The organism is Streptococcus sp. HMSC078H03 (assembly GCF_001808655.1).
GTDB lineage: Bacteria > Bacillota > Bacilli > Lactobacillales > Streptococcaceae > Streptococcus > Streptococcus salivarius_G.
Genome location: NZ_KV794113.1, coordinates 19,180 through 20,479, shown reverse-complemented (window position 1 = coordinate 20,479; position 1,300 = coordinate 19,180). Strand labels below are relative to the sequence as shown.

At 38.4% G+C, this 1,300-nt stretch carries 3 protein-coding genes; 2 read left to right on the top strand and 1 reads right to left on the bottom strand.

The annotated features are described in order from the left end of the window. Positions 1–266 (top strand): 2,3-bisphosphoglycerate-dependent phosphoglycerate mutase (locus tag HMPREF2607_RS06010; protein WP_148130158.1); only part of this gene is annotated, 266 nt, incomplete at its 5' end. Between the two features lie 96 nt (positions 267–362). Here the strand turns inward: HMPREF2607_RS06010 and HMPREF2607_RS06005 are convergent. After that, positions 363–692 carry a winged helix-turn-helix transcriptional regulator gene (locus tag HMPREF2607_RS06005; RefSeq protein WP_070476324.1) on the bottom strand — a complete coding sequence of 110 codons (330 nt, stop codon included), beginning with the start codon at positions 690–692 and terminating at the stop codon, positions 363–365. A 145-nt stretch (positions 693–837) separates the two neighbouring features. Between HMPREF2607_RS06005 and HMPREF2607_RS06000 the strand changes: the two genes are divergently transcribed. After that, positions 838–1,227, top strand: coding sequence for a nuclear transport factor 2 family protein (locus HMPREF2607_RS06000; RefSeq protein WP_002890784.1), 390 nt, complete (start codon positions 838–840; stop codon positions 1,225–1,227). Positions 1,228–1,300: the final 73 nt, after the last annotated feature.

Genomic DNA, 1,300 nt, shown 5'->3' with positions numbered 1-1,300 from the left:
ACTCAGTAATTCCAGATGCTGAAAACTTGAAAGTTACTTTGGAACGTGCCCTTCCATTCTGGGAAGATAAAATCGCTCCAGCTCTTAAAGATGGTAAAAACGTATTCGTAGGTGCACACGGTAACTCAATCCGTGCCCTTGTAAAACACATCAAACAATTGTCAGATGACGAAATCATGGATGTTGAAATTCCAAACTTCCCACCATTGGTATTCGAATTTGACGAAAAATTGAACGTTGTTTCTGAATACTACCTTGGAAAATAATTATAAAAGATAAAAGGCGGGATTTATTCCGCCTTTTTTTGAGAAGTGACTCTCGGTTCGTCTCACTTTGTAAGGTGAGATGAACCCAGGAGATAATTAGTCTAGAGTTTCGATATACTCCAGTCCCCAACTTTCAATGGCATCTAGGACACCTTGAAATTTTCTACCCATTTCAGTTAGACTGTATTCGACCCGTGGGGGAACTTCAGCATAGACTTTACGCTCCACGATTTTATCCTTCTCGAGCTGTCTGAGGTGTCGTGTTAGAATGGTTTGGGTAATGCCAGGAATTAGACGTTGTAGTTCATTAAAACGCTTAGTCCCCGTACTGAGTTGATAGATGATGACTAGAGCCCATTTGCCTGTTAGTACACGCTGCGTCGTGGCAAAAGGACAAATTCCGTATTTACTGACTTTGGTTACCATAATTCCTCCAAATTTTTTAAAATTATTCTCTTATTTGACAATAATAGTATCATATTTGATACTAGATAACAATAAAGTGCCTACTTGTCTTTTTGTTAGTAAGTGATAATATTATATCATAAATAAAAGAAACGAGGAGTAACTCATGTCAGTAAATTTAGAAATTTTTAATGCATATAACAATGGTCTTATAACAGGTGATTTTCCAGCTGTTTTTGAGACTATGGCAGATGATATTATCTGGCACCAGCCAGGTCAGCATAGTAATTCCGGTACAGTTGTTGGAAAAGAAGCACTTGGAGCACACTTGGCTCAATTTTCAGAAAAAACAAACGGTACCTTCAAAGTATTGACTAACTGGGTGTCTGAAAATATTGACCTTGTAGCAGCCAATGTGACCTTTGTCGGAACTCGCCCAGACGGCGAGGAACTCAACATGAATGGTATTGATCTTTTTCGCATGGATGATGGAAAGATCAAGGAAGTTTGGCTCTTTTCATCAGATCAAGCAGTAGAAGATGCTTTCTGGGGTTAGACAGTAAATTAATCTATAATCTGAAATGAAATTTGATTTATGGATCGTGATGATGAGCACTCAGCACACACTG